This window comes from Legionella sp. 16cNR16C, from assembly GCF_021297775.1.
In the GTDB taxonomy this organism is placed as follows: Bacteria; Pseudomonadota; Gammaproteobacteria; order Legionellales; family Legionellaceae; genus Legionella_C; species Legionella_C quinlivanii_A.
In genome coordinates, this window is the sequence record NZ_JAJTMX010000003.1 from 1,232,933 (window position 1) to 1,258,119 (window position 25,187).

Sequence of the window (25,187 nt, forward strand, 5' to 3'; positions counted from 1 at the left end):
GTCATGGGTCAAAAAATTCTGATTGTTGATGACAGTGCTACAGCCAGAGCACTGTTTAGAGCCTGTCTTTTTGGTGATCCTGATTATGAAGTGATTCAGGCCAGCCAATGGGAGGATGCAGTTGAAAAAGCGGAGTCCGAACAGCCGTTTTTGATTGTGCTGGATTATAATATGCCAGAAAAATCCGGTAGTGAAATCGCTAAAATTATGATGGATCGCGGTATCGATACCCATTATGTTTTGCTAAGCGCCAATACCCAACAGGCTATAATTAATGAAGTAAAGGCTTTGGGCTTTTTTGATGTACTGGAAAAGCCGGTTTCAACGGAAGAAGTGCATGCATTACTAGAGAGATTATCATGATAAGCCTGACAGCAGAGCAGGAAGACGCGCTGATTGAAATTGGTAATATTGGTATGAGTAAAGCCGCGAAACAATTGTCTCTGTTATTAAATTCAACGATTAAAATTTCCATTCCCAAAATTACGTTCATTAATATCAATGAATTAACAGAGGACAATGATTTTAATGATGAACAAGTACTTTCTTATGTTTATCAAAATATCTCACAGGATTTGGAAGGCTCTGCCGCTTTAGTATTCCAGCGCGAGCAGGCGAATGTATTGACTGTTACCGTTATAGGGGAAGCACCCCAACTCACCCAGGAAGAAGTTCGGGCTTGTGAGCAGGAAGCCATGCTGGAAATTGGCAATATTATTATTAGTTCCTGTTTAAGCGTCATTATGAATATGCTGTCACAAACGGTAAAATTAAGTCTGCCTGTTTACAATGAAAATAATCTTTATAATTTATTACAAAATCTTTGCAGGCAAATCTCAAAATCAACAAGCAATATCATTGCAATCTCTACCAAACTGGAAACATCCAATGATAAGTTATCCGGCAGCTTATTTATTATTTTAACTGAAGACTCAGTAATCAAGCTGTTAAGGAGCATCAAGGAGTTGATTAATGATTAGTGAGAACGCAAATCGACTACTATTCAGAGAGATTTTTGATGCCATTCCCATTGGATTAATTCTGTTTGGCCAGGATCGTCGGATTCATGCCTGGAATCAATGGATGGAACGCAAAACCAATATTGATTCTGAAAAAGCAATCGGCCAGACTCTGGAATCCTTCTATGAGGATCAAATCAGTGTTCGTTTCAATTGGGCCCTGGATCAAGTACTAAATTATGAACATCCGCAGGTTTTATCCAATATTCTTAATAAATTTATTATTCCGATCCCTTTAAATGAAGAAGCTTATCTTGATCTCGATATGATGCAGCAAAATGTTGAAATTTTACCGATTCATCAGGAAGAGGAACAAATGGCTCTGGTGGTGATTCAGGATGTTTCAGCCAAAGCGCATTTGAATGCAACGCTGATGTCAATGGCCAGTAAATTTGAAAAAAACAGTTTAATTGACCTGCTGACTGGTTGCTACAATCGCCGCTTTCTGTGGAAGCACCTGGCGAACGAACTGGCCAGCGCGCAGCGCGAAAAATACAATGTGATTTGCTGTATTTATGATATCGACCATTTCAAAAGCATTAATGACCGATTCGGCCATCATGGCGGAGATGAGGTATTACAGTCTTTTGCCAATATCGTTCGCTCCGAGCTGCGTGCCAATGACTCTTTTTTTCGCTATGGGGGAGAGGAATTCATTACCTTGTCAACGCATGTGTCGATTGATGATGCCGCACTCTTACCTAATCGAGTACGCAGCCGTCTGGCAGATACTCTCACGCATGGCTCGGTCAAGAATGTTGTGACCTGCAGCGGCGGCATTTCATACTGGCAGCCGGATAATCCAGCCATTTCTCCGGAGAAACTGGTCAAATTGGCGGACATTCAACTCTACCAGGCTAAAGAAAGCGGTCGTAATTGTGTGGTAATGAATAATGCAATTCAGAATGAACGGTTTTAACCAAGCTATTCACACAGTTATCCACAGATTTTGTGGATAAATCTATAAAAAACAAAGTTTCGGTTTAAATACGATAAGCCTTTAAATACAAGGGATTATCATCGGATTAATGATTAGTAAAGAGGGGGCTAATTAGAATAGGAAATAAACTTATCCACAAACTTTGCGGTGGATAGTTTTTTGCAGAAAACGCATTTTACCTTCTTTTTTCCTGAAGAAACAGTCTTGACATTTAAGCGTTGTTATTTTCAAATCTATTTTTTGTTCTATCTATCTGATAATTAATTGGTTTGGCTGTGTGCCGGGCAAAATACTTTTTGCCTGATCACATGATCAGGCATCTGGTAGCAGAGGGATCCTCACCTGTTAATTTAAATAAAGTCGCTTCGATTAACTCCTGAGCATCATCAAGATCGTTTTTTTTCAGTTCCTGCTGATAGTTAGAATCTTTCCTGACTGAATTTAAAAATTTTAGGGTTGTTTCCAGATAGGACTGAGCTTCTTTCAGAACCGGCGCTGTAATTGAGTTTATTGTCAGATCATTCACATCCAGCGCAGAGAGGGTGCGAACAATTTCCAGTGCAAAACTGACGCGTCGAATCCGATAATTAAAGCGCTCAGGATCTGGAGAGTGAAATCCTTTACTGTTAAATGTTCTTTGCCAATAAAGTTCATTTAATTGCCCGCCTTTTATTAAGCACTCCAGGCGTTCATTAGGCTGGTCCAGATTCTTATAATAGTATTCGGCAAGGTCAAACTGATTGCGCAGGCTCAAAAAATTAATATTTCCCTGGTTTAATTCAAAGGCTGAAAAATCAGCTTTTGACGACTGCAAAATTTCATCTGCAGTTTTCTTTAAGGCTTCGCTGTTATTTCCCGCTTTAAATTGATGAAGCACGGTTTCATTGTTTCGCAGCACGACAGCGCCAGGAATAAAAGGTTCAGCCAGGACCAGATCTGCCGAAGTCAATGCGATTTTCTCGGTCAATTGGCCAAAAACCGTTAAATGGGCTTGATAGGGTTTCCAGTCAATCATCCTGATTTCGTTATTACCATACTTCTGGCTTAATTCAGCAACTATGTCTTTTAGATGAATGTAAATGGCCTCGAGGGCCTCATTACTGGCCTTCCTAAGGGAGTATCCAAAATAAAAATTATTAAACAATGCAGGCGCCTGAAGCGTAATTCTCTCAGGAATTGCATTTTGCAAAACAGCTTCGGTTTTGCTGATAAATTCCGTAATTAATGCCTCATTCGCAGGATTATAATCGATACAGGCGATCGATATATGCAAATTTTTCTCGGTATATCCCTGCATCTGTTTTACCTGAGCGTGCACATCCGGGGAGATGTTTCCCATGACATATGCTGGAACTTTTATAGACAATAAGGGCATAATATTCTCAAATAAATATTAGTTTTAATTATAGCTTTTTCTTTGATGCATATTAAGCATTTATCTAATTTGAGCCGCTGGGCTGTTTTCTGTTTCAATCTGGGCAGGAGTATTGTTACTGCGCAAAGCTGGAAAGAAAAAATGGCAGTTGCCGCTTATAACTGCCTCTGTGTTGGTCAAGCTAGTGGTGATCACGGAGAAAAAGCCAGGCCTCTTAAAATAATCAGGGACGTTCATAATCTCTGCAATCACATCCGCAGGGCTTAAATCCTGTTTCTGGAGGAGTACTTTTTGCAGATGTTCGATTAAATGCATTACTGAGCCATTTCTTAATACTCCTAATAAGAATGAAGGGCAGGCCGTTAATGGCGAACTGCTGATTAAAAAGTATGCTGCGAAAAAGCCTGCATTAAATGCCATCACACAGCCTGACAAATATTTGAGAACTTCAAGAGTAATACTTTTTTTAAATGCCCTGGTACGCCGGCTATTACCCGGCAGCAGATACGCTCCCTTCAATGCGTTACATAGAAAAATAAAATCATGCTGGTCATCCCGCTGCTGATCCTGCATTAGCTTATAATAAAATTCGACATTTGCGCCCAACCCTCTCGTTCCAAGGAGAAGCCGAAGATTATCAGTAACTGCGGTTTTTACGGGTGATGGCATGGACAGCCTTAGGAATATGCTGATTAGTAAGGGCTTATTATATGGTCTTTTTTTGGCTTGATAAATCATTTTTTGCTTTAATAAGTTAGCTAATGATCATGATTTTGTTAGTGCTTAGCTGCTCATTGCTACGCGCGAAAAGTATTTAGCAACTCAGGATGCTTCTTTAATTTGGGAAGGGCATAAAGCAAGCCGGGAAATCAGTTATTGTCATTTGGAAAAATTACATAATCTGGAGGTTTTACCGGATCATGGTTTTCTAATTTCCTGTTTTCCAGTGAAAATCAAAAATGCTTCCGCAGGCTGGACCAGGGCTGTGGCTATATTGAATGAATGATGAGCTGGCTTTCCGTTTTCGCGAAAATGACACTTGGGTTATGCAGATGCAGTTAATTGGGTCATGCGTATACCAATGTGCTCTATACTTGTAATACAAAAGGACTTGCTATCTGGGGCATGTATGCTAGGCACTCTCTTAATTCAATCGGCAGCCAAATTTCCTGACAAGATCGCATTAATCACTGAACAGCAACAAGTTACTTATTCTGAATTACATCTATTATCAAATCGGCTAGCTAGCTCATTTATGGCAGAAAAGATCAAAAAACGGGATTGTATTGCCTTTTTACTACCCAATTGCCTGGAAATCGTATTGACTTATTACGCCTGTTTTACGATGGGCGCTATTGCGCTGCCTGTTAATATCAATTTCAATGATGCGATGATTAATCAAGTACTAGCCTTCTGCAAGGCAAGGGTTTTAATCACGAACGCAGAATTCTATCAACGACTGATAAAAAATAAGGAAGCACTTGAAGGTATTGAGCACTGTTTTCTGATTCAGGATGCGAGTGATTATCCAGAAACCAAAGATTTTAAAGATCTGATTCTTAAATCGCCATCCATTCAGTTTCCTCAGTTACTGGAGGACGATCCGGCGTTGATCTATTATACGTCTGGAACCACAGGTTTGCCCAAAGCAGTGCTGCACACGCATCGAGGGTTGATGCAGGGCACGAACAATCAGATTGAACAGATTCAGATTAATGTGAATGATAGTACTCTGGTCATGTTTCCCTTATGTTACCTGATTGGATTAGGTTCGCAGATTCTTCCATTTCATCAAGTGGGAGCGACAATAGTATTGCTGTCAGCCTTTGACCCGCAAAAGGCGTTGAAAAGTATTATAGAAAACAGAATTACTAAAGTGTATGGATTTCCAAAGTTGTATCTGGAATTGCTGTCTCAAGCTGATAGAGATTGTGTTGCGAATAATGTTCTTAATTTCTGTTTCTCGGGAGGAGAGGCGATAGCTCCTGCCCTACAGGAACGATTCAAAGATATTTTTAAGATAGAAATTACTGAAGGTTGCGGCATGTCTGAATTACAGATTTATTGCATGAATCCGCCGTATGGGAAGAAAAAGCTCGGTTCAATTGGTTTTCCGATTGTGAATGTTGAAATGCGGCTGATTGATGAAAAAGGGCTTGCCGTGGTTGAATCCCATAGCATTGGAGAGGTTATTGTTAAAACGGGTAGCATGACTGCTGGCTACTGGCATAATGAAGGACTCACTCAGCAAATTATTAAGCAGGGATGGTTTCACACCGGCGATCTGGCTTATCACGACGCCGAGGGTTGCTATTGGTTTGTTAGTCGAAAAGCAGACATCATCAAACGGAGCAGTTTACTGATATCTCCTCTGGAGATTGAAAATCTGTTTTATAAGGATCCTGAGATTAAAGAAGCGGCTGCAGTCGCTCTGAAAGGAGTCGAAAACGACAAAATTATTGTTTTCGTGTTGCTGAACGCCGGAGTTTCGGATCATGCTGCTGACTCATTACTTGATTTTGCCAATCAATCCTTACCCAGGGAAAAACAGGTTGACCATGTTGAGATTGTGAATCAGATGCCCTATGGAGTTACAGGTAAAATTAATCGCAAAGAGCTGAGGCAGTGGGCTGAGAAATACAACCAGATTAAACATGCGCAGGAATGATCGGTTTGTGTCTTTTTGCTCGTATAAATGTTATAATGACCATATTTTGATCTATTTGGGCAGAGTGAGTTAATGAAAGATCGCTATGGCAGACTATTTGAAGAGAATGAGATCCGGAATGCGGATTGTATCAGTTTTACAGACTTCAAAAGTTTACATGAGTTTGGTGAAGACGAGTTGGTTTTAATTACTGATGCTGATGGAGGTAAAAGGGTTTATCTTTTCTCCGATCTTCAGGAACAGCTTAAATCAGGTCATTATTGTCGTTTGACCGATCCAATGACAAGACAGGATATTCTGAATCAGATTCCCGAGTTTAAGGCAGCGATACATTTTGAAGAAAATGCCGTTCATTATAATGCCTATATTTTGGACCAATATCCTCACTTGATACAGTTGTTAAAAACTTATGTAGAAGAGGTGTTAAATATTCAGGATGAGAAGGCTGGAAAAGGTACTTTATTAAATATAATTCAAGCCAATCATAGCCCGAGGCTTGCAGAGTTTTACCAGGAAGTGGCTGATCTTCCAGTTGAAGAACGAGATGCGCTTTATTCTTTATTCATTACTAACAGAACAGTTTATAAAATGCGCAATCGCGATGGAAATTACTTGTATTTTCCAGCTAAATGGATACCCACAGTGGGCAATCTGAGGGAGCAGTTGGATTATAAGTCAATGATTGAGCGGGGTTATTATACCCCTTTCCCTCATAGAAATGTGCGGCTCTCTGATGTGATTAGTAATCCGGAAGATGCCTGCATGCATTCTTGGGGGATGGATATTCTGAATATGTTACTTGAATATCATGTGGGAAGTAACAAAGAATTCAGGATTTTTAATCCTGCAACCAATTGCATAGCGCATAGAATGGAACAGGATTTGCGGCATAGAGTAGAAAAATCTATCACCCAGCCTCTCCACCCCCAAAAAGGAAAATACGTTTTTGAGCAGGCTAAAAAAGTAACGGCTCCAGGTTTTTTCTTATCGTCGATGACTCCCGAGCACAATACCGCTGAATCAGTTGTGATGCTTACGAAACTGAACAAAGCATGCGAAAAATACATGCAGCATCTATTAAATAAGATGAATGTTAACGGCCTGTTTATTGATTATCCATTACCCGCTACTTTAGTTGCGCAAAACCGATGTTCGGATGATAAGCTGATCAATAAATACAAAGCGGTCTATGAGTTGTATGAGTCTTTGCACGTCTGTGGTCCTGGTATTGATAACAATAGCCGTATTAATCAATTTGCCGAACGCTATAATGAAGAAAACCGGCAGAATACAATTGCTGAGCACAGGGATGGGGCCGGTATACGATTTTTAAATGTTTTATTTTCAATATTGACAGTGGGGATAAAAAATCTTGTAACGCATTGGATTACAGGTGGATATTACGGATTCTGGGATTCCAGAGGCGCGTCTTTCAATAACGAAGCAGGCGATTGTTTGACGGCATATACTGCGGCTGTCTGACAAATCGGCTGCAAAATCTATCAGGCTGCAGCGGGAAGGAGAGAAAGCCAGTCCGCCAGATTCCTAAAATGGAGCTTTTGTTTCCTGCCACCATTTATCCATATAATAGGATTTACCATGTTCGTAGGAGAAGCCTGGATTTTCTATGAGGCCCCAGAAAAGAAATAAAATAATAAACAGCCAGGTAAAAAACACATAAAAAAAGGAGATCACTTTATCGGATAATGTGGCGTATTTAGGAAAGTTAATTGTACCCACTTTTTTACGATAGCGAGGTGCCAAAATGCCGGATTTTAAATTGCTTTTTAAAAGAATACAGAACATATACAAAGAGCAACGAAATATTCTTAAATTTCTGGTAGAAATGAAAGGACTTTGAATGGCCTCTTGCACCAGGATTTTATCAAAGCGGGTTCCTGCCGTTAATGAAAACAGAGCTTGCATAATAGCTACTAATAAAAAACTTTGATTTGCCGCACCCACTACCGACCACTGTTCTGTGACTGAATAATGAAAAATTTCTACAAGCGCATACCCAGCGGCGATAAAAATGATGCAGTCAATACAATCATCAATTAGTGGACGAAACACTGCTTTCTCCGGCTTTTATCACTAGAGCTTAGCATAGCCATTAAACTGTGTCCTTACTCACAGGGCATGGCATGGCATGACACAGTTTGATGAAGACTCTCGGGAATAGATTTACTTTGCTCGGAGTTCGGTGATTGACTAATCAAAATCTCTTATCACGTAATTGATTCTTTTCATTATTAGTAAGCGTTCTGATTTGCTTATTATTCTCGGGCGACATAAAAAACAATAAGGAGAATATAATGGACGCATTTGAAAACAATAGTAATTTAGAAACGATCACCGTTTATAAAACCCTGGATAAAGACTATGGACGGACAAAATTTGCGGGTCCTGGTTACGGCGAGTTTGATATGGAAAAGTATAAAGAGCTCGAGGAATTGTTAAATCCTGATACGGTTGATTGAAAGCTGCAAATTAAATTTTCCCGGGTGGTGCACTTGCGTGTAGGTTGGGCCCTTGGCCCAACATTGAGTTCTGGAGTGCGACCCGTTCGTTAGGCCAAGGGCCCAACCTACTAATTCTTAATTTAATGGGAGTTCGTCCGTAAGCCAGGCTCACGGGAAATAAGGAAGTTATTATGAATAATTTACAGGTTGAACAGCGCGCTTACAACCTCGATGATGCATTATTAATTGGCCTTGATGAAGCCGAGAAAAATCAGATTACGCCGGCTTTTCAATGTATAGGCAATTTGAAACATGAGAGGATTCATTTAAGCACTTATCTTTGTGCTGCCAATAACAATCAGTTGAAACTATCCTCTCTGGGCGGAGCAAGCGGCAGCGAGCCACAGGCTAAAGTAAAAGCCTTGTTTGAATCATTAGAAAAATCAATTGGCATCCGTCTGTATAAAAATAATTTACTCAACCAGTATTTATTTTCCACCGCGAATTCGCCATCCACGAGTTTTCTGACTAAGCATCAACTAATGCCCAAACTTTTACTGGAAGAAAGCTACCAGAAAAAACCTTATCCCTGGGTTAAATTGCACCATCTCAACAATAAAAGCAGCCTATATTACCCATTGGCTTTAATTTATACTTTTATTGATGAGCACATCGCTTCACTTAGTAATGATATCGGGCTTGCTATTGGTGCGACCCGCGAAGAGGCAATCATTCACGGTATTAATCAATGGGTAGAGCGGGATGCCTATTCTTTGTTTCTGTTAAAAACAGTGCTTCATCACAATCCAGTTCCAGCAAGGGTGATCCGAAAGAATACCTTGCCTCCATCCATCACCGAAATCATGGCGGCTATTGAGCAGCATTATGATGAGAATATATTGGTGATGGATATCACAAGCGATAATTCTATTCCAGCCTTCGTTGTCAGTTTTACCCGGCAGACAATGCTGCTGCAACCACAGGGGTTTGGCGCTTCACTTTCCAAAGAGGCGGCATTGAAACAAGCCCTGTATGAATCAGTACAGTATAAAGAGCGATTTAATGACAATGCCAGGGCTTATCGTGAGCAGAATGCCAGATTTTTTGAGAATAGTCCTTTGCTGTTAAAGGCGATGATCGGCGATCTGCAAGTGCTGGTGGATAATAAAATCAGTGTAGAGATGGATTGGGATGAGATTCCTTCCTATTGTTTGCCGAACAACTTGAGTCAGCAAATTCAATTGATGGTCGAACGTCTAGAGGCCTGTCATGCGAATATTTATATCGCTGATCTTTACCAGTCATCCACCGGTGTGGCGATTACTTATACCTTAATTCCCGAACTTGAAAATTTCAGTCTAATACGCGATGCAAAATGTGTGGCGATTAAGGAGCGGGCAAGGAGTATTTTAAATGAATTATGAAAGGCAAATGCCATCCCAAATGGCTTTGGAAAAAGCAAAGTCAACGCTTAATCTATTGAATTTACAGGCGGATTTCCAGCAATATGGCACTGAGATTAAAACCTCTCATTGCAAATTAATTGATGATCAATCCCATTCCATTTTTTATGGTTGCGGTAAAGGAATCGGGATTCAATCGATGGTAAGCGCCTGTTTTGAGGCACTTGAACATTATGCGGTGTTCGATTTTTGTCAAAAACATCAGAATAATTATTTTTCCTTAAGTGATCCTCTGATTGCAAATCCCTTGAAAACGCATCAACTGTTAGCTCCTCCAATATATCAGGAAACAGTCGAAATGCCCTTTGCCAGATTTGAGGAAATTTCAACTGGTGAAATACTGTATTACCCATTGTATTTAATCGATCCGCGCTATGCCAAAAGTCCGGCTGCCAAGGATACATTTAATTATGAGCCTTATTCCTGGCAGGCCTGTGATTCGGGCATCGCTTCGGGAACCAATGAGGAGGAGGCCAGTATTCATGCCCTGAATGAAGGGATAGAGCGTGACGCTTACTCTTTGTTCCTCATTCAGGCGTTTCTATTGCAGGGGGCTGTTTCTATCATCGACAAAAACTCAGTGCCTGAGTATTTAAAAGAAATGATCAATCAGATTGAGCAGGAATATAAGGAGGAACTTCTTCTCGTGGATATCACCAGCGACATAGGTATCCCAAGCGTTCTGGTCAGCCTGACTAAACAATCGATGCCTATTCAACCCATTGGTTGTGGTACTTCGCTTTATAAGGACTATGCTTTGGAGCGTGCGCTGTTGGAATCTTTACAGCCTTTGCATTTATTTAATGATCACTTGCTGGAAAATCAGCAGAAAACCCTAAGTAATCTCGCAGAAAAACCATTATTGGCCCAATGTGCGAAGGCGGATATTGCCAGTCTGTCAGCTCAATTTCAAATAAAGCATTTTGATTCGCTTCCTGATTATAAGGGAGCTTCTTCGCTAAACCAGCAATTAGAGACCATTATTCAAAGTATTCGCAAGCAGAATTTTTCTATTTATAAGACTAATCTTGCTGAACTTGATAGTGGATTTCATTGTGTGAAATATATTATTCCTGGCCTGGAGCAGTTTTATTTGGTAGAAATTGGAAAACATATTCTACCGAATACAAGAGGGATGAATTTTATTCGGGATAGCAGGCTTAAAGACATTATTTTCGAGAAAGGATAAATGAAGTTACTGGATCCTCAATTACAGGTATTCGTTGCTGTTGCCCAGCATAAAAGTATGCATGCGGCAGCCAAAGCGGTGCACTTAAGCCAGACCGCTGTTACTCAACGTATACGTGCTTTGGAAACCAGATTACGGACAACCCTGTTTATACGCAGCCATCATGGTGTGTTGCTGACCTCAGAAGGAGAGGCTTTGCTCCGTTATTGCCAGGCTTCGTCCGAACTCGAAGGCATTGCCTTATCGAATATTCATGGAGCCGGGGTGGAGTCGACTGTTCGACTGTGCATTAGCGGCCCCACCAGTATCATGTCCTCACGGATAATTCCTGCCTGTCGGCCTTTATTAAAAAAATATCCTCACTTACTTATTACCTTCCACATTAATGATTCTGAGCAGAGAATTGCCTCGCTGCAAACGGGCAGTAGTCATTTTGTAATTATTGAACCACAGCATCTTTTTAAAGAAATGCAAGTAAAAGCTATTCAGCCAGAGCGTTATGTCCTGGTGGCTACAGCGGCCTGGGCTGGACGTGATCTGAAAGATATTCTGCAAACAGAGCGAATTATCGACTTTGATGAGTCAGATCCTATGACGCTCAATTATCTGAAACACTATAATCTGCTTGAATATACTCAATCAGAACGTCATTTTGTGAATATTAACGAATCACTGCTCTGTTTATTTACTGAGGGCTATGGTTATGGCGTTTTATCAGCCGAACTTTGTCAGCCTTTTCTGGAGAAAGAACAATTAATCACTCTGAACTCAGGTCAGTATTATGAGAATAAACTCGTCCTTGCCTGGTATGCGAGGACAGAAGCACCGTCATATTTTGCGGATGTTATCGATTCCATAGTTTAAATTGACCGTAATTCTTTCTGGAAACTTTTTTGTCATTCCTGAGGGGTAGTTACGTAAATAAGATAGATGAACAAAAAAACGTCTTTGCGAGCGCTAGCGAAGCAGATCCTGGGTTTGTTCAAGTTCCGATCTTGCTTCACTTCGTTCGCAAAGACGACAGGCTAGGTGATTAATTCTATTGCGCAGCAACGCCCGCTTTCACGAGGATGACAGTTTAATATACAATTGAGCCTAACTTAGATTCGGCAAGCTATTCAGCACTGAATTATGAATGATTTGATTGAAAAACAAACAGAAGTGGTGGATGAAGCTATTTCCCCATTACTGCAGCTGCCTCTGGAGTCATTTTTAATCAATACACCTCTGGATTGGGATGCGGCGCATAGTTTAAGCAGAAGTTGTCAATGGTTTGGGTTCTTCAGAGCGAATAGTCAGGGTGAAAACTCTGTTGGCCATGTTTATGAACTGCTTCATTGTTTTGAGCTTGGTGATTATGTTCGCGCTGATAAAATTGTTCACTCCTGTCCCTCTGCGATATTTCGGTCTGTTAATTATCGGTTTACCCTTTCTCAAAAAGAGCATTGCGTTCTGTATACCAGTCCTCTCCGATATGCTCTGGAAACCAATAACCAACGTATGCTAGCGCTATTTAAGCAAGTAGTAGAACCCGATTTGACTGAACAATTTAAATGCTTTGAGAGACAATATAAGGCAACAGACAGTTATCGGCTGATCGAACTGGTTGCCGAATCGGATTACGACGGTGTTGAGAAGATAATTAAAGTCAATCCGGAGTTGATGTTTAAGCATGTGATTTATGACTCTGAGAATCAGCTAATTCTTCCGATAACTGGTGAGAAATACAAAGCAATTTATCAAGAGGTGTGTCCTGAGTATATCAGTCCATTAAAACTGGCGTTTAAAAATTATGACAGCCATATGTGGTCGATGTTTTATGAGCTGATAAAAGAGGATCCCAGGCGTCTGGAATTGTTTAAACGGCAAAACGAAGAGCAAAACGAATTATATGACATAGGACCGCTCCTGAATGCTTATGATCAGTATTTGCTCATTTGTGAAGAAATACATAAAAATCATTCCGAAACAGGGCAGATACAAGAGGATGTTTTAACGCAATCGTTTAATGAGGTGGGTCTGAAACAAAGAAACGCGCCGCGACATCTTTTATTAGAAATATTTCGCCAGGATCCTCTTTGGGGACAAGTGCCAGATTCAGGGATAAAGACAAGCACAAGGCCGCCTTTGCAATATCTCAGTTATTTTGAGGATGAAGGGGATATTAATATAAGCCGATTATTTGCCTTCCTTGGCCAGGATTTAAGTATTGTTCGCGGCGAGAGTGCTGTCGGTGCTTTGTTTATGCCCTGGACTCAAGCTTGTAATGCAAAAAAAGACCGCGACACCCTGGAGAATTTATTCCGTTTGCGACAACAGGAATTAGCGGGATTGCTGACCCTTCCTGAGCCAGAATTTAATCCTATTAATCCCTAGAAGAGGGTGCAGAAAAAACCGTCTTTGCGAGCGTTAGCGAAGCAATTGTAACTTTATTCAGGCTTCGATCTGGATCACTTCGTTCGCAAGGACTATAGATTGGGCGTCAGGATGAATTATCTATTAATTTTTGTAACTAAATGTTACAGCAGCAGGTAATTATCATTCTTCAATCTATACTTTAAAAGCAAATTGTCTTTTTGGAGATCGAGCAATGAGTATTTCTCTCTTGGAAGACAAGGATGTTGAAGTTATTTGTGGCGGAGCCCCAAGTCCTGGCATTAATTATCAACTAACCAATAATGGTGGAACGGTCGAGGTAACCGCTGCCTTGCAAACTGGTGCAGTTTTCGCAAAAGTAATCGGGCAAATTCCCGGTAATGACATTCCTGGCGTTAATATTGTTCCAGTGGGCATCAACCCCTAAGTATCGAGAAAGATAAGGCCGGTTGTCTTAACTGGCCTTTAACACCCTGAATTTGTTAAATGCCTGCGAGCTGCATAATTCCTCAAATCTTCCTGCATTATGAAGTTGTCCTTTCTCAAAAATATAAATTGTATCGGCTCCGCTTAAAAACTCGGGGCGATGGGTTATTACCAAACGGCTTATGCTCAGGGATTCAACACAGTGTTTGAGCAGGCTTAATGTTTCATCATCCATGCCGCTCATTGCTTCATCCAAAATCAAAACCCGTGGTTTTTTGGCTAAAGCGCGGGCAATTAAAATACGCTGCCGTTGGCCCAGGGATACAGCACCGCTGCGATCGGTAATTACGGTCCGCATCCCCATTGGCATTTTTTCTATATCGCTGGCAATATTTGCCAGCTGAGCTGCTCGCCAGGCATCTTCTTCTGTCAGGCTTGAATTAATGCCGATAATATTGCTGAGAATACTGCCAGGCATTAAGGCACTGGTTTGCAAAATTACCCCGAGCTGGCTGCGTAAATGCTGTAAATTCAAACGGCATAACTCCATATCATCAAATAAAACCTGGCCTTTTTGAGGTTTTTCAAATCCGAGAAGTAAACGCAGCAGGGTTGATTTGCCGACGCCTGATTTTCCCAGAATGCCGACGTATTCACCTTGCTCCATTTTAAAGGACAAATCGTCGCATATAACGCCCTCATTTTTACTGTATTTAAATTGAATATCACGTAATTCAAGAGAACCTTTAAGATTGAGCTTACAATTTTCTTTTCGATAGTTCTCGGTTTCAGTCTGAAAGACAGGCTTGGTTCGTTCAAATACAGGAATGATCCTCACCATTTGATTGATGCTATTCCAGAGGCCGATGAATGCAATGAACAGTTGTGAGAATGCCGCGTTATATAAAATAAAAAGGCCTAAATTTAGTGAGCTGTCCATGTTCACCACAAAAAGATAAAGAAAAAAAGTACTCAATAAACTGAAAGCCAGATTAATAATTTTATCAATTACAGTCAATTTACTGCTTTTAAAAAAAAGGGTCATTTTTTCAATGAATTTACGCAGCCAAAGATTGAGAATTAACTCTTCACGATGGGCACCGCGTATCTTATTGATGCTCGTAAAAATCTGTAACAATAAAGATTGATTTTCACCGCTGACATGAAAATAACCACGCAGAAAACGCAATTGCTTCAGGGTGATAAAGAAGGAAATAGAACTTGCTATCACCAGAAAAAGAATAAGCAAAAGGCTGAAAACTGGCAGAAGGTAACATAGAAGAATCAAACTGAAAACGAAAACCAAAGTATTTGAAAGCGAGACAAGCAGGCTAAGAGTTAATTCCTGCTGGATGATATCGATGGACGAAATACGATTGCTTAAATCACCAATCTGAAAGCGGCTAAAAAAATTCGCCGGAAATCGAAGGACGCGATCCCAGATAGCTGCCTGTATATTAGCATTGGCTTTTAATTTGATGCGAAATAAACTGATTATTTCTACGAGTTGTAAACTGGCAGTTATAAAGGCATTTATTATAAAAGCGATAATCACCTGGGTTATAGCCGAGATATCGGCAAAAGGAATCGCTACAGAAAATAAATAGCCCGTACCCAGCGGAATAATCAAGGCGAGGGCGGCTAATACAATCTGTACCAGCAACAAGCGTTTGAGATCGGAACCGCTTTGCTGATAGATATACTGAAGCACCTCTTTCACACCTATCTTGCCGCCGGCCAGCGGCTTATAAAAATAGAAGACCTGATTCAATACCATCGCTGCATTTTTTTCTTCAATCGCTAAAGCCTCCTGCCCCGGAATATGCAATTGATAACCCCTGCCTGTGGGTATTAGTGCACAGGCATTTCCTTCTACCGTAAACGCCAGCAATGGACCATTATCATATTTCCACCATTCTTCAGGTAACTGAATTTCACGAAAACGAAATTGTGAAAGATTGGCTATTTCAGACAGTAAATCAAACCTGGTTTTGCTTTCATCGCCAGTCTGTGCCGGAAACTTAAGTTTTATGTTGGCACTGTTGGCTACGATGGCGCAAACAGTCAAAAAATCGTGCTGAGCGGTTTCGGCTTCTTTGTTTTCCAGCAATACCAGAATTTCTGAAATATCCAGTCTATTATGATCAGTCATATCAACTCTTTATCAATAGGAATCAATGAGCCTTGTTCAAGTTTGTAAATTTGCCTGCAATATTCAAGAGCACTTTCCCGATGAGTAATAATTAAAGTAGTTAAGCCTTTTTCGTGAATATTCTTAAGAATACGTTTTTCAGTTTCCGCTTCAAGATTGGACGTTGCCTCGTCCAGAATAAGAATTTTACTGTTCTGGGCCAGTGCCCTTGCAATTTCAATTCGATGCCGCTGACCACCGCTAAAATTCACGCCATTTTCCGAAACCACATAATCCAGACCGCCGCGCTGCATAATTTCCTCATAGATACAGGCGTCATGGAGCGCTTTTTCGATGGCCAGATCACTAATCGCCGGGTTCCAGAACGAAATATTTTCTCTGATTGTTCCCGGGAAAAGGAAAACATCCTGCTCGACATAAGCGATTAATCGGGCGGAGATTTCCGGGCTTATCTGCGATAACACAGTGCCGCCAATATGAATGCTACCCCTTGTAGGCTGATATAAGCCGGTGATTAAGCGGGCGATGGTGGATTTTCCTTCGCCAGATTTACCTAGTATCGCAATCATTTCCCCGGCAGGAATAAAGAGTTTCAACTCCTTTAACATGGGTTTGTTCGCAGTATAAGCAAAGCATACCGAATCCAATCGAATGGACGCTTCCGGGCAGTGTTCGCCAGAGATTATATTAAAACGCGGATCGAGATCGTGATTCTGAATGTCATCCAGACGCGCCAAATCGCCCCTGATTTTTTGTAACTCTCCCCCCAAGCCAAGCAGGGTTTGCAGTGGTGCGAAAAACTGATACCAGAGCATCTGAAAGGCTATCAGACTGCCAATGGTTAATTGCCCATTAATAATCTGCCAACTGCCTAATCCGGTAATAATCGAATAAGCGATTAACTGGGTACAGGCAGGGATGACGGTTAATATTTGATTATAAATAGCCTGTTTTTGCTGTAATGAAATAATTTCCGCATGTGCCGACGCCCAGCGCTGAAAAAAATCATTCTCCCGGCCATTGGCTTTTAAATCCTCTATTAAACCAAGCCCCTGCATCTGCAAACCAAGCAACTTTCCATTTTTTTGTAAAAAATTACGGCTGACATCTGCGAATTGGCGGCGTACCTGACGATAGACAAGAAGGCTGAAGCCCATAGCGGTAAAAGCAAGCAGAGCCAGTGGCCAGCTTAGAATACACATGATCGTAGCATACAAAGCAATAGTTACCAGACTGACCAGAGAAGCCATTACTTCACTGGATAAGAGATTGGCAATTCGATCATTGGCAGAAACCCTCTCTGTGATATCGCCGGCAAAACGCTGTTGAAAAAACTGAATGGGAAGATACATAATCCGCCATAGAAAACCAATCGTACTAATCAGCGTTAATTTTAGTTTTATCAACAACAGGAAATAATTTTGCAGGCTGCTTAATAAAACGATTGATACAATCATAACCAGAAAAACGCTAAAAAAAGGCAGTATCCAGGAGTTTAATTTTTCGACCAGAATATTATCGATAAAAACCTTGGCCAATGCCGTAATCATCAGGTTAGGTACGACTAAAGCGAGACTGGCGATAAAGACAAAAAACAATTCTTTCTCCAGACCTTGCAGACGATTTCTTAAGGCCGAATAAAGGGAGGCAGGTCTGCCATGAGCCATGAAGTCAGTGCCTGGTGATAACAATAACAGTACACCGGTAAAGGCTTGATCAAATTGCTGATAGCTGACAGTTCTTGGGCCGCAGGCGGGATCGTTAATATAAATCTTTTCTTTGGAAATTCCTTCAAGAACTACGAAGTGATTAAATTCCCAGAATAAAATAACGGGGGCTTTCAGCTCCTGCAGGCTGGCTATAGAATCTACTTTAGCCGCCTGAGCAGTTAAGCCATGCTGGCGGGCTGCGGTTAGCATCATGCTTGCATTGCAACCGTCGCGTGATACGCCACAGTCAACCCGCATTTTTTCCAGAGGAATATGCCGTCCATAATAGGCGAGTATAATCGCCAAAGCTGCTGCTCCGCATTCGGTAGCTTCCATTTGCAATATGGTAGGGGTTTTTGCGCGCTTCATTCTAATCACTTCCGATTAATTGTTTCAAAGCGGGCAGAAACAAAGTCAGCGGCGCTTGCTTGCGAACAATAATATTGATTTCTACCATTGTTCCGGCGGTGATGATCTGCGGAGGGCCTGAGGCAGAGGTCCATTGAAAACCGCTAAGCGTCTCAGGGTCTTTTTCCAATAAAATTCTGATTTCAATGGGAAGGTTTTTTTCAGTGAGATGCTGCACCAGTTCAGTGTTTTTCAGAACAGCCTTCATGCTGTCTGAATTACTGGGATAGGGTGACACATACTGCACTTTACCGAGTATACTGCCGTATTCTTCTTTTTTAATCACCGTTGGGGTAATTAACGCCTTCATTCCGGTTGTAATTTTTTTACCCTGATCCGCAGGAACATAGGCAATGACCTCAAGCTGTTCTGGCGAGGGTGCGATACTCATAACCGGCATGCCGTCTTTGACCATATCGCCAAGCTGCACCTGGATATTAGTCACTGTTCCCTTCGTTGGACTGTATACATGCAGGCCTGTTTCATATTGAGATTTCAATACATCGAGTTCCTGCTTTTTGTCCTTGATTTTTAAATCCAGTGCACGGATTTTTTCCTGCCATTCTTCGAGATAGGCTTTCTCGTTCATATCATTTTGTAATAACTCTTTTTTAGTCGTTTCGATATTTTTCTTTGTATCATAAAACTGCTGCCAGCTGGCAACCACTTCCTGCTTGGTGATCAGGCCTTTTTTGAACGCAGCTTTGCGAATTTCCAATAATTCCTGGGCATAAATTAAATTTTCACTCTGCTGTTTAATGACATTTTGTAAATAGTCATTCTGTTTTATAACCTGCTGGTGCCGGTTTTTGGTAGCCGCTTGCGCCTCTTTCAACAGATTCTGATATTTTTGCTCGATAAGAGAGAGTGTTTGCTGCTGGGTTGCAATTTGCTCTTTTAAAGCGGGATTACTCAGTGTAGCCAGCAGCTGACCGCTTGTCACTGAATCTCCCAGTTTGACCAGTAAATCACTGACATAAGCTTCACCGGCAGGTGCGGCAGCATTGTAAAGTCCTTCATTATTAGGGAGGATAATGCCCTGGCCTTCAACCCGGGTGCTGATCGTTCCAAAAATGGACCAGAGTGCAATACCCAGTGCAAGCAGGCTCAAACTGCCTAATAAAATCCAGGATTTGCTGCCGGTTATTACAATTGCATGATTTAATTGCTCAGGAACTGAGAGATGGGAGAGGGCTTCTTTGCGAAATAAATTCCTGGGATTATCAGATGACACAGCTTGCAATCCTTTATCGATTGATAGACTCACAATTAACTATATCACAAATTTGTATAAAATTTGTTCGTTCTATTCCTTTCATTGCTTACTGATGTGAAATGCAATTCCAGGATAGAAAAAACTTCTTTCCAGATTGGTATATTCTCACAGCTGCTCAAAATAAGTACAATTGTTTTATTGATTGAACGATGAGGAGTGGTAAATGAAATCTAAGAACACTGTAAGCAATATTGATAACGAATCAAGAAACCTTGCAAGTATTCGTTTGGCCCAAAGTTTATGGAACCGAGGAACGCCAATCACAGGAACACCCGCTGAAAGCTATCTGGTATCAACCAGAAAAATTCCTGCTAGTGTTGCCAGCCGCTTACAGTTTAAGTATGTGCAAGGCAAACTGGGAATCCCAAAGCTGGATCAATACGGCTTTGATGATTACCTTATTGCGCCTGTTTTTAATCTGAAAGACGAACTCATTGGTCTGCAGATTGTTCAACTCGATGCCGAAGGCAACAAAGCGATGCCTGCTGATGCGGATAAAAGTTATTACTGCAAAATGTATTTGGGTCCGGTAAAGGCAGCTTTACCAGGCAAGGCAGCGGTAATTAATGAGGTTGAAAATCAGGATGCTGTGTTTATTGCCGAAGGAATTGAGACGGCCGCCAGTATTGCAGCAATTCCCGCTATTCGTGAGCAATACAGTATTTTGGCCTCGCTTGGAGTAACCGAATTACCTGCGACACTGAGCTATATCAGAACGCATTACTCCAGAGATACCACGATTATCCTGCTCAAAGATCATGACCAGCCTGGTTCGTCTGCAAGCAATGATTTTCAAAAAGCTCTGGAACTATTTGAAGGGGCAGGTTATCGCGTTATCGTCAAAGAACCTGTACAAATAGACCATGACTGGAATGATGTGCTTGCCCAGCACGGAACTGTGGAACTTGAGCGACAGTTGGCGGTTGATATTGATGCGCTGCAATCGCAAGGCCAGGCTATTATCCGCAACGAATTGAAAAATCTTTACGCCAGTTTATTGACCAGCGAAGCAAAAACCGACGAGCAAAATTTACTATTTTCCTTATCTTTGGTAATTAATCATAAGATAGACAGGATGACTGCAATAATTCCTTCTATTGAAAACAGCATAAAAAGGCTGGCTGAATCAGATCAGCTTGCTCTGCAAGTAGAAACTGCCCATTTTGAGAAAAATGACGCCGAGTTGAAATTAGCCATGAGAGCGCTGGATTCAATTCGTAAGCGAGTCGAGCCTGTTCTGCAATTGCCGCCCCTTCCCGAAGCAGTGAAGGAATACGGAGATCAATGCCTGAAATTAGAAACCAGCAAAAAAAATCTGCCAGCACATAATCAAAAAGCTGTCAGAGAGGAAATAACCGCTGCTTATGAAAAGGCAATGGACGATTATGTGAGTCTGAGCGCAGAGGCTGGTGCAGAACTTAAAAAGATAGCTTCAGACGATCACTACGCATTTTTCTTTAACCTGATTATTGAGAAGTCCAAAACACAGAGTTTTTCAGAAATGCGCCGTTCCCTTAGTCTCGAAATTAAAAATCGTGAGCAAGCGCAGAGAGAACAGTCTGAGAAAGCTCGGGCCGGAAAAGAGCAGGAGTATAAACACGAACTTCTTAACGCATCAATCAAACAAAACGAGCTGGCGATTGAGTTAGTTTCCTACATGAACAAGCTATCAGTTCTTATTGATTCAAGCAGGCTTAGTGTAGAGCGCGAAATTGAAGATATAGATTACCGCGCTTATCAGGATTTTTATGTCAAATTACATGAAGAAGCTCAGGCAAGCGATGAAGATTTAGAGAGCTTGCAGCACTGGCTTAATAATCTGGGTAATTTCAAAACGCTTTCACCCTTGAAATATGAGCCTCCTAAAGGTGAAGATGTACGTCCAGTGAAGTTTATATTTGAAGAGTATGATGAGCAGGAAACGCTTGAAAATATAACTGATGCGATGATGAATCATCTGCCACCGGCAACACCTGCTCTGGATCCCCGTGATAAAGGAAAGGAGATTGACGATCAGGAAGCCGCGCCACAACAGGATGATTTGCTCACACGCAGCATTTATGATTATGTGATTGAGTTGTCAGCAATCCTCTACAAATCATTTGAGGTGAGCTCTCCGGATGGCAAGTTTACCCAGGAGTTTGACGGCTTGGTAGTCCGTGATAGACAATTAACCATCATGGAAAGAAAAGCGAATGATGGAACGGGCGTTAGTGTATTGCAGCGTAATTTTTGTCAGCAAAAAATTGGTTCAAAAGAACAGTTTGTGGATAAAAACTGGCTTCCCTCAATACTGGGGCATGCACAGCCGGAATCATTTATCAAAATTGATGCTCCTGAATCTAAGGACTGGTATAGCCCGGCATTTGACGATGCAATGAAAAACCGGCTGATGACCGCTGCAAAGAAAACAGTTGTTGAGGCTTTAAGGGACCTTCGTCTGGAATTTAACATGAACTTACCCAAACATTTTTCAGATGGTTATCAGGGTGTATTTTTCAGCTCCAGGCTGAACGATGTTAAAGTTCGCTTCTCAAGACAGGGTCTGGGCAATGAAACTATCGCTCACCGTCGGATAGACGATATTAAATCCGATGTGGCCACTGAAGTAATGAAGCGGGTATAACAAGCTCCAGGTGCTTCTGGCTATTCTGCCGGGAGCACTGTGTCAAAGAAGGTTAAAAGGATATCTTCTCCCCCCTGACCACCGGCAATAGCAAATTCAATCACTTAAGTTGATCAATAATTTTACATTTAAAACCAAATATGATACATTTTGACCATTATTGTTAACTTATTGCAAGGTTAGTATTTTGAAATCAAAAGTACATCGTGTTCAACAAACAGGAAAAGTTTTTCTAAATGAGATATCTACAATTGTTGAAGTGTTTTCCGAGGAAACAAGTTTTGATCCAAAACACGAGTTTCAGTTTGAGAAGCTACCGAGACTTGTTTATCTCAAACAAAACTTGAGAAAAGTTAACTGGGAGGATTTTGTAATTGACGTCGATGAAGTTAAGTCCAATTCCAAATTATACCAGTTACTTTTTGGTATCTTGCATTTGGATAATTTTCAATTTTTTACTAATGAAACTATTATACCACATCACTACTTGGTAGAAAAATTGCGACTGCTTGAAACATACTTTAATGACAAATATGCTGATAAAGATAAAACATTCAGAACGTTAAAACTGGATTGTCTTGAATTTCTTATGTCGCAATGTATAGCGATTCGATTAGTTAAAGAAATACGGTATTCAAATATACCTTTTCCCTATGCCCCAATTACATTTGAAGAAGCGAAGATTGATTTTGAACAATTGATTGCCGAAGTAAAAAAAGACAATCGAAAACTGGATTTACACAACGCCTTCAGGATTAGGTTGCAGGGAGATATTGCATCTAATTACTTTATGCAAAACCAGCGATTGTCAACTAGTAATGGCGCACGTAAATCGCTTAAAAATAAACGCGAATACACATCTCCATCTAAAGCCTGGACAGAAGAATTCATGGTCTCCGTGTTTTCTGCCTTAATACGGCTTAAAACAATGAAGGCAAGGAAGAGAGAAGACCATTACAACTTTCAAATTAATTTAGCTGTTTCTGCCTCCAAAGTACGATTAAAATTGGTTCGTAATTGGGGGGCTAATCAATTTAACCCAAAAAAAGTTGGCGTTCTCGTACAGCTTTTAAAGAATAAGTACAATACATCGGTAACTTCTTTTCTTGATTTGTGTGGCGGATGGGGAGACCGGTTGATTGGGGCATTTGCAGCGAGTGCGATTGGATTGAAGCGTTATGTTGCTACTGATCCCAATCCTAATTTAAAGGAAGGGTACTCTAATATGGTTGATCAGTTTAGGCCAGCGGGCTTTGATGTATACATTCATGCCAAACCTATGGAGGATTGTACTCAGGAAGAGCTTTGTCCTCAAAATCAGCCGAATCAGCTCATGCTTACATCCCCCCCTTACTTCGATTTGGAGAAATATCCAGGTGAAAATCAATCGCATATCAGATATCCAGTTTATGAAAATTGGTTGAATAAATTCCTTTTTGTACTGGTGCAACAGGCAATCAAAGGGCTGAGTCCTGGTGGCTTTATCGCTATTAATATCAATAATCAAAAGCATCATAAACCCGGTGATGATTTGCTAAATTACCTTAAAGGATGTCCTTATCTCGAAGTGATTGGGCTACTTGAAAGTTCAAGTGTTAAACCGAATCCGACTTATCTTGCAAAGTTTATAGGGGATTGGGTCCTATTAATGAACCCTGTAACTAATAAAGACCCTGAGAATACTTCGATTAAGCAGGGTTTTAAACAGGAGCTACAAGTTTTTGATAATGCGTTACTCCTGCAGAATAAACGAAAAACCAATGATTTGGAGTCAACGGCCACTTTTAGTAGTGAGCTATCAACTCCAACGAGAGATTCGGCTAAAAATCTGTACTCATCGGAGGATAAAGAAAATAGTGATTCTCTGGGTAGTTTGCCTGACAAAAATTTCGATGATCTGCAAATAGTTCGGAAGAAATCCCGGACAGAATTACCAACAATTGCCCCATTCAGAAACCTTTTGTTTTTTATACCGTCTATGCAAACCTTAGCTGATCCGAATAATCTGACAAAATATAGCCAGATCGCTGATAATTCTTTCGCCAATTAGACTTCATTGAAAGACTTTGTGAAATAATGTCATGTAAGTGAACAGGTCCGGCCTGGGATGACATCAAAAGAATGTGGGATATAAATGATAAGTATTGTTGAAGTTCTGTTATTAGGTTTGATACTAAGTATTGATTCATTTTCGGCAGCTCTCGCAATGGGCCTCAAGCCCCATCAGACCCGAGATGCTATGAATTTTGCGTCATTGTCTGCTGGCGCAGAGTTAATCGCCGCCCTCATTGGCGCTATTGCCGGTGAACAAATTATCCTGGTACTGGGTCCTGTTGCTCGCTGGATTGGATTTATATTACTTTCAGCCGTTTCCCTGCACATGTTATATGAAGGATTTATTGAATATAAAAATAGAAATGAAGCAGTTTCTGCTGACAAGTTTCATGGATTTTTTAAATTATTGGTCGTTGCCGTTGCGACCAGCCTCGATGCGCTTGCAGTGGGCGTCAGTGTAGGACTCTCGGGAAAAGCCTTATGGCCTTATCTGCTTTCAATCTGCGCCTGGGCCTTCATTATGACTATAATCGGGATGGGAATTGCCAAAAAAGCACCACAGCGATTATCGGCGGTTTTTAACGTGCTTGGGGCGATTATTCTTTTTGTGATTGCGGTGGAGATGTTGTACTGAAAAGTTATGCAGATGTTATGACTTCGAGAACAGATTCTGTTTGCTGAAACACCTCATTATTCCAAAAACGAAATACCCTAAATCCTTGTGCTCGTAACCAATCAGTGCGCTTGATATCATAAATCTGACTGTCCATGTGCTGACCGCCATCAAGTTCGATAACCAATCGTTTTTCAAAGCAGAGAAAATCGACGATGTATGTACCTATTGGAGCTTGCCTCTTGAATTTAAATCCAAGTCTGTTCGCTCGGAGATAATACCAAAGATGCCTCTCGGCATCGGTGCTGTTTTTACGTAAATTGCAGCTCGTTGTTTTAGCCTGGATTTGTTCATTTCCCTCTCCCCAACCCTCTCCCGGAAGGCGTCAGCATACTATCAAAGTTCCTGGCGCGGGAGGGGGTTAATAATG

General features: G+C 41.0%; 20 protein-coding genes and 1 pseudogene. 14 read left to right on the forward strand and 7 right to left on the reverse strand.

Annotated elements, in window-relative coordinates; translation table 11 throughout:
- Positions 1 to 3: 3 nt before the first annotated feature.
- From LXA66_RS15575 to LXA66_RS15585, 3 genes are read left to right on the forward strand one after another with little or no spacing between them, the layout of a single operon-like run.
- Positions 4 to 363, forward strand: a complete 360-nt coding sequence (locus LXA66_RS15575) for a response regulator (protein ID WP_112219215.1) — start codon at positions 4 to 6, stop codon at positions 361 to 363.
- Positions 360 to 980, forward strand: a complete 621-nt coding sequence (locus tag LXA66_RS15580) for a chemotaxis protein CheC (protein ID WP_233013889.1) — start codon at positions 360 to 362, stop codon at positions 978 to 980. Before LXA66_RS15575 ends, LXA66_RS15580 begins: the two co-directional genes overlap by 4 nt.
- A complete protein-coding gene (locus LXA66_RS15585; protein WP_233013890.1) occupies positions 973 to 1,938 on the forward strand; it encodes a sensor domain-containing diguanylate cyclase in 966 nt (321 codons plus the stop codon). Before LXA66_RS15580 ends, LXA66_RS15585 begins: the two co-directional genes overlap by 8 nt.
- A 325-nt stretch (positions 1,939 to 2,263) precedes the next feature.
- Here the strand turns inward: LXA66_RS15585 and LXA66_RS15590 are convergent, their stop codons facing one another.
- Both LXA66_RS15590 and LXA66_RS15595 read right to left on the reverse strand, forming a co-directional pair.
- Positions 2,264 to 3,298: a hypothetical protein gene (locus LXA66_RS15590; protein ID WP_233013891.1), complete on the reverse strand. Its 1,035-nt coding sequence runs from the start codon at positions 3,296 to 3,298 to the stop codon at positions 2,264 to 2,266.
- A 96-nt stretch (positions 3,299 to 3,394) separates the two neighbouring features.
- The gene (locus LXA66_RS15595) at positions 3,395 to 4,003 is read right to left on the reverse strand and encodes a hypothetical protein (protein WP_233013892.1); all 609 of its coding nucleotides are present in this window, start codon (positions 4,001 to 4,003) and stop codon (positions 3,395 to 3,397) included.
- Positions 4,004 to 4,463: 460 nt separating this feature from the next.
- On the opposite strand from LXA66_RS15595, the gene LXA66_RS15600 reads away from it, so the two are divergent.
- Together LXA66_RS15600 and LXA66_RS15605 are read left to right on the forward strand one after the other, a co-directional pair.
- Entirely contained in the window at positions 4,464 to 6,002 is a 1,539-nt protein-coding gene (locus LXA66_RS15600; RefSeq protein WP_233013893.1) for a class I adenylate-forming enzyme family protein, read from the forward strand.
- 72 nt (positions 6,003 to 6,074) lie between these two features.
- Entirely contained in the window at positions 6,075 to 7,484 is a 1,410-nt protein-coding gene (locus LXA66_RS15605; protein ID WP_233013895.1) for a hypothetical protein, read from the forward strand.
- Between the two features lie 63 nt (positions 7,485 to 7,547).
- On the opposite strand, the gene LXA66_RS15610 is transcribed toward LXA66_RS15605, so the two are convergent.
- Entirely contained in the window at positions 7,548 to 8,075 is a 528-nt protein-coding gene (locus tag LXA66_RS15610; RefSeq protein WP_233013896.1) for a hypothetical protein, read from the reverse strand.
- 242 nt (positions 8,076 to 8,317) lie between these two features.
- Here LXA66_RS15610 and LXA66_RS15615 point away from each other — a divergent pair, with 242 nt between their 5' ends.
- The 6 genes from LXA66_RS15615 to LXA66_RS15640 all read left to right on the forward strand — a co-directional run bounded on the left by LXA66_RS15615 (position 8,318) and on the right by LXA66_RS15640 (position 13,919).
- Positions 8,318 to 8,482: a hypothetical protein gene (locus tag LXA66_RS15615; RefSeq protein WP_233013898.1), complete on the forward strand. Its 165-nt coding sequence runs from the start codon at positions 8,318 to 8,320 to the stop codon at positions 8,480 to 8,482.
- Between the two features lie 173 nt (positions 8,483 to 8,655).
- Positions 8,656 to 9,888 (forward strand): YcaO-like family protein, encoded by a 1,233-nt coding sequence (locus tag LXA66_RS15620; RefSeq protein WP_233013900.1) that lies wholly within the window; start codon positions 8,656 to 8,658, stop codon positions 9,886 to 9,888.
- The gene (locus tag LXA66_RS15625) at positions 9,878 to 11,116 is read left to right on the forward strand and encodes a YcaO-like family protein (RefSeq protein ID WP_233013902.1); all 1,239 of its coding nucleotides are present in this window, start codon (positions 9,878 to 9,880) and stop codon (positions 11,114 to 11,116) included. The genes LXA66_RS15620 and LXA66_RS15625 overlap by 11 nt, the downstream gene beginning before the upstream one ends.
- Positions 11,117 to 11,980, forward strand: a complete 864-nt coding sequence (locus tag LXA66_RS15630; RefSeq protein WP_233013903.1) for a LysR family transcriptional regulator — start codon at positions 11,117 to 11,119, stop codon at positions 11,978 to 11,980. It abuts the gene before it with no gap.
- A gap of 267 nt (positions 11,981 to 12,247) precedes the next feature.
- Positions 12,248 to 13,492, forward strand: coding sequence for a hypothetical protein (locus tag LXA66_RS15635; protein WP_233013904.1), 1,245 nt, complete (start codon positions 12,248 to 12,250; stop codon positions 13,490 to 13,492).
- Between the two features lie 214 nt (positions 13,493 to 13,706).
- Positions 13,707 to 13,919, forward strand: coding sequence for a hypothetical protein (locus LXA66_RS15640; RefSeq protein ID WP_233013905.1), 213 nt, complete (start codon positions 13,707 to 13,709; stop codon positions 13,917 to 13,919).
- 27 nt (positions 13,920 to 13,946) lie between these two features.
- Here the strand turns inward: LXA66_RS15640 and LXA66_RS15645 are convergent, their stop codons facing one another.
- Genes LXA66_RS15645 through LXA66_RS15655 form a run of 3 tightly spaced genes read right to left on the reverse strand, consistent with a single transcriptional unit; the run spans position 13,947 to position 19,421 of the window.
- Positions 13,947 to 16,070 (reverse strand): ATP-binding cassette domain-containing protein, encoded by a 2,124-nt coding sequence (locus LXA66_RS15645; RefSeq protein ID WP_233013906.1) that lies wholly within the window; start codon positions 16,068 to 16,070, stop codon positions 13,947 to 13,949.
- On the reverse strand, positions 16,067 to 18,148 hold the full coding sequence (locus LXA66_RS15650) for a cysteine peptidase family C39 domain-containing protein (protein ID WP_233013907.1): 2,082 nt from the start codon (positions 18,146 to 18,148) through the stop codon (positions 16,067 to 16,069). The genes LXA66_RS15645 and LXA66_RS15650 overlap by 4 nt, the downstream gene beginning before the upstream one ends.
- A gap of 1 nt (position 18,149) precedes the next feature.
- On the reverse strand, positions 18,150 to 19,421 hold the full coding sequence (locus LXA66_RS15655) for an NHLP bacteriocin system secretion protein (protein ID WP_233013908.1): 1,272 nt from the start codon (positions 19,419 to 19,421) through the stop codon (positions 18,150 to 18,152).
- A gap of 205 nt (positions 19,422 to 19,626) precedes the next feature.
- On the opposite strand from LXA66_RS15655, the gene LXA66_RS15660 reads away from it, so the two are divergent.
- From LXA66_RS15660 to LXA66_RS15670, 3 genes are all read left to right on the forward strand, one after another.
- Positions 19,627 to 22,089 carry a toprim domain-containing protein gene (locus tag LXA66_RS15660; RefSeq protein WP_233013909.1) on the forward strand — a complete coding sequence of 821 codons (2,463 nt, stop codon included), beginning with the start codon at positions 19,627 to 19,629 and terminating at the stop codon, positions 22,087 to 22,089.
- A 187-nt stretch (positions 22,090 to 22,276) separates the two neighbouring features.
- The gene (locus LXA66_RS15665; protein WP_233013910.1) at positions 22,277 to 24,139 is read left to right on the forward strand and encodes a site-specific DNA-methyltransferase; all 1,863 of its coding nucleotides are present in this window, start codon (positions 22,277 to 22,279) and stop codon (positions 24,137 to 24,139) included.
- An 84-nt stretch (positions 24,140 to 24,223) separates the two neighbouring features.
- On the forward strand, positions 24,224 to 24,778 hold the full coding sequence (locus LXA66_RS15670) for a manganese efflux pump (protein ID WP_233013911.1): 555 nt from the start codon (positions 24,224 to 24,226) through the stop codon (positions 24,776 to 24,778).
- A gap of 4 nt (positions 24,779 to 24,782) precedes the next feature.
- On the opposite strand, the pseudogene LXA66_RS15675 reads toward LXA66_RS15670, so the two are convergent.
- Positions 24,783 to 25,111: pseudogene (locus LXA66_RS15675) on the reverse strand (endonuclease domain-containing protein).
- Positions 25,112 to 25,187 lie beyond the last annotated feature (76 nt).